This is a genomic window from Leuconostoc sp. (genome assembly GCF_965300815.1).
On record NZ_CBDKZH010000121.1, the window covers coordinates 1 to 3800 of the forward strand.

Here is a 3800-nt window from a genome sequence, read left to right on the forward strand (position 1 = left end):
TTAATCACGCCTACAAAACTATTAATGTGATGAAATAAGTGTATAATGAATACAGCTAAATGTCGCACAAACGTACCAGCATTAGGAGAAGAGGTATGCGGAAAAGTAAAAGGTTTTTGGTCAAGTTGGTTAGTTTGGTCATTTTATTGAGTCTCTTGGGTGCTATCATGGTCAGTTCGGTTCGGGTGAACCATTTTGTACGCACACGTATCCTTGGTCAGAAGGATCAAGTTGCGACAGCGGGCACAATAACTAAAAATGATGCGGTAACCAAAGCACCAGTTAGCGCAGAAACAATCAAACATGATCCGAGATATCAAATAACAGTTGGCCCTGAGGGTAATCCAAATGATAAGCCATCCACACAAACGGCTTGGGTTGATCCTAATGGTGGCGGTTATTATACAGGTGATGGGCCTTTTGACATCATGGATGCCAATGGCGTCCATCACTGGGTCGATCCAGTTGCCAGTGGTTGGACAAGAACAACGTATGATGCGATTAAAGGTCAGTAATGGATCGTACGACAATAAAAAGCAGTAGCGACATAATAGCCGTTACTGCTTTTTATTGTTATTCATACTGGTTTTAACTGGGCAAACATCAAAAATAAATCGTTAATGTTTCCCAATTTGTGAGTGTGTTCTCTTATAACATTCTACATCACATGATGACGTGATTTGAAAGCAAAAAATGATGTTGGTTTATCTAGTTATTTTTGCTTTGAAGTTGATGTATGCTTTATTTCATCGTAAAGGCTGTAACTTAATAGTATTATGATGGCAACTGATAGCCATGATTGCCAGTCTGACATGTTAAACGGACTCACATATGTTACTTCAACTATCTCTAAAATAACAACCACTAGATAAAACCAAAATTGCCAACGTTGATAAAATTTACGCATGAACAAACCTCGAATATTGTATTTTTTAAGGATTTTCCTTAGAGAAAAGCGATGCTTGCTTTTTAATATTCTATTCTTTATAAACGACGACTTCAACTTTTATACGATCGGGATCTTCAAAAAACAGGGCAAAAGTATCATTACCAGCAGCGTGAGATGAAAAAATGGTTTTATTTCCGCAGACCAAGGCAATATCGTTGCTTTTTATAATTTTTCACAATAACTTAAAAAGGCCTCAAACAGGGCTTTTTTAGTCATTGTAACGATTAATTATTTAAGCAAGGCAACACCAAACACGACAACTAGAAAAATCACAATTGCTACTGTTAGCGCCATGCCAATCGGATTACGTGGATTGATTGACCAGCCCAAGCCAATCGCTTTAGGCACAAACAATGGCGCTTTTAAGCCGGTTTGTTCAGGATAAGCGAGCCAGTAGCGATAAGTAGACAGCGCAATCAACACCAACGCTAATAGAGCGACAACGATTAATACCAGTTTGTGGTCGGCAGGTTGGGAGATGACCAAACCCATGACAACCAGCAACATGATAGCTATCAGACTCGCTAAAATAATATCTAAAATCTTTAATTTTTTCTCTGAATTCATGATGACAACACCTATTGGTTAGAATAGCTTTATTTTAACACTATTGGGTTTCAAAGTTGGTTGTAAGGGTTTGCGTGATGGTTTCTAGCACACTGGTTTTGTTGGCATCAAGTGGTGCGCGATAAATCAAGTTGACGGGGCGTTGGAAACTCTCATCAAGTGGGACATAGGGAATGTAATCAGCAATTAATTTTTGCGAGATGATTGTTTTTCCAAAACCAGTCCGCAAGAGCGCCAACATAACATCGGTGCTTGTGATGGTGAGGGTGTTGTCTGGCAACCCATGTTGGGCAAAATAGCGATCCATATGTGCACGGGCGCTAGCGCCGACTTCACGGAGTAGCCAGGTATCACCACCGCCGGCCAGCACTAATTGATCCGTCATAAGTGGCACAACCGATAGACTCAGATCCATGACCGGTTGTTCGACGAATGCAAAATCAACTGTGCCTTGCGCAACTTGTTGCATCAAGTCTTGTGAATTACGCATTTCAACCGTAAGTTGAATCGGTAATTGTGTGAGTGCCGGTATCAAATGAGGGACCAACGTTAGTGCTGAAAAGTGCGAGGCACCAATTTTCTGCGCGACTTTTTCGGTCGCATTGTCACGGGTTGAGAAGAATTTTTGGGCCTGTTGCCAATCGGTGAGTATTTTTTGTGCTTGCGGGTAAAATAAATCAGCTGCTGCGGTTCGTTGTACTTCGGATTTTTTACCACGTGTAAATAGATCGACGCCTAAGGCAGCTTATAAATGTTTAATATGGGATGAAACCCTCGGTTGACTGATGAATAATTGGTCGGCAGCTTTGGTAAAACTTCGGACTTGATAAACCGTGATAAACGATTGAATATATTGCAACATGTCACGTTCTCCTCATACAAAAAGGTATTGTTAGGCACGTTTTTGTGCTGCTCGCCACGCTTGTTCCCAAGCTTGGGTGGCCTGTTGGATGGCATCCCAAGGGGCAGCAATTGGCGGTGAATAAGATAAATCCAAGTCGCTGACCGCACTCACCGTCATCTTGTTGAAAATTGCGCTGGACAAAACGTCTGACCGCTTTGCGACTTCTGAGCCAAATTGGCCAATCAGTTGTGCACCTAGTAACTGACCAGTATGTTGATCCCCAGTAATCTGGATGGTGATTTTGGTAGCACCAGGAATGTAAGCTTTATGGTCATCGACTACACTGGTCACGCTAAGTGGTGTGAAACCTGCCTGTGTGGCCTCATCCGGTAACAAGCCCGTCCGCACAGCGACTTTGTCAAAGGCTTTAAGCACTTGACTGCCGACAATGCGTTGAAATGGGGTTGCTAGGCCAACGGCATGGGCACCAGCAATTCGACCTTGCTTATGGGCTGTCGTGCCTAATGGCAGGTAAGTCGTGCCTAATAGGCGATGCTTGGTAATCGTCAAGTCACCCGCAGCGTATACGTCTTCAAGATTGGTTTGCATGAAATCATTGACCATAACGGCACCGTTTTCAGCCAATTCGGCACCAGCATGAGCAAGGAGGGTACTGTTAGGTTTGACGCCAGTGACGACGAGAACGAGATCAAATGCAGCTGCTTGGTCTCCAATCACGACGCCATCAGACGTTATCTCTGATACCGCATAGTCAGTCACAACGTCAACGCCATTTTCACGTAACGTGTCGTGCAGTAAGCGGCTCATGTCAGGCGACATGGTCGAAAGAATTTCAGGTCCGCGCTGGTAAAGTGTCGTTTGCACCCCGCGTTGGACCAATGCTTCGGCCATTTCAATCCCAATATAACCGGCCCCAACAATCGCAGCTGTTTTGGGTGTCGCGGTCGTCACATGTTGATCAATGACAAAGTAGTCGGCCATATCATGCAAGACAAAGGCATTGTCGGCGCCTTTGATGTGGCTAGTTTCTGGCAATGCACCCGTACCAACAATCAGCTTCTCATAGACAAAGTCACCGCGGTTGGTTGTCACCCGATGGGCTGCTGGATCAATTGCGATAACCGTGGTTTCTAAGTGAAAATTAACGCCGCTTGCTTCTAAATCAGCCAGGGTACGGTGGCGCAAGTTATCCCAACTAGGGACTTCACCACTAAAAGCGTAGGGAAAACCGCAAATTGATAAGTTTGGGTAGCTATCCGCTAACAGTAGGGTAACGTCGGTGTCTGGTGCTAGTTCTTTAGCACGCAAGGCCGCCGATATGCCAGCGTCACTCCCACCAATAATCAGTAATGTTGCTTGCATCGGCATTTTCATACTCCTTTAAACAAACTAAGCATACCATGATTTTTAATTGTATTT

Annotated in this window: 5 protein-coding genes; 1 reads left to right on the forward strand and 4 read right to left on the reverse strand. The window is 43.9% G+C overall.

Annotated features, from left to right (window positions below):
• The first annotated feature begins 95 nt into the window (after positions 1–95).
• On the forward strand, positions 96–515 hold the full coding sequence (locus ACW12G_RS06960; RefSeq protein WP_455647604.1) for a hypothetical protein: 420 nt from the start codon (positions 96–98) through the stop codon (positions 513–515).
• A 662-nt stretch (positions 516–1177) separates the two neighbouring features.
• On the opposite strand, the gene ACW12G_RS06965 is transcribed toward ACW12G_RS06960, so the two are convergent.
• From ACW12G_RS06965 to ACW12G_RS06980, 4 genes are all read right to left on the reverse strand, one after another.
• A complete protein-coding gene (locus tag ACW12G_RS06965) occupies positions 1178–1516 on the reverse strand; it encodes a hypothetical protein (protein ID WP_455647605.1) in 339 nt (112 codons plus the stop codon).
• Positions 1517–1556: 40 nt separating this feature from the next.
• Positions 1557–2168, reverse strand: a complete 612-nt coding sequence (locus tag ACW12G_RS06970; protein ID WP_455647608.1) for a LysR family transcriptional regulator substrate-binding protein — start codon at positions 2166–2168, stop codon at positions 1557–1559.
• A gap of 93 nt (positions 2169–2261) precedes the next feature.
• Positions 2262–2378, reverse strand: a complete 117-nt coding sequence (locus tag ACW12G_RS06975) for a helix-turn-helix domain-containing protein (protein WP_455647606.1) — start codon at positions 2376–2378, stop codon at positions 2262–2264.
• A 30-nt stretch (positions 2379–2408) separates the two neighbouring features.
• Complete coding sequence (locus tag ACW12G_RS06980; protein ID WP_455647607.1) at positions 2409–3749, reverse strand: FAD-dependent oxidoreductase; 1341 nt, start codon at positions 3747–3749, stop codon at positions 2409–2411.
• Positions 3750–3800: the final 51 nt, after the last annotated feature.

What these genes read in the sequence shown, in the direction of transcription:
- ACW12G_RS06960 (WP_455647604.1), top strand. Translation starts at nt 96, where the DNA reads ATGCGGAAAAGTAAAAGGTTTTTGGTCAAGTTGGTTAGTTTGGTCATT.
- ACW12G_RS06965 (WP_455647605.1), bottom strand. Translation starts at nt 1,516, where the DNA reads ATGAATTCAGAGAAAAAATTAAAGATTTTAGATATTATTTTAGCGAGT.
- ACW12G_RS06975 (WP_455647606.1), bottom strand. Translation starts at nt 2,378, where the DNA reads ATGTTGCAATATATTCAATCGTTTATCACGGTTTATCAAGTCCGAAGT.
- ACW12G_RS06980 (WP_455647607.1), bottom strand. Translation starts at nt 3,749, where the DNA reads ATGCCGATGCAAGCAACATTACTGATTATTGGTGGGAGTGACGCTGGC.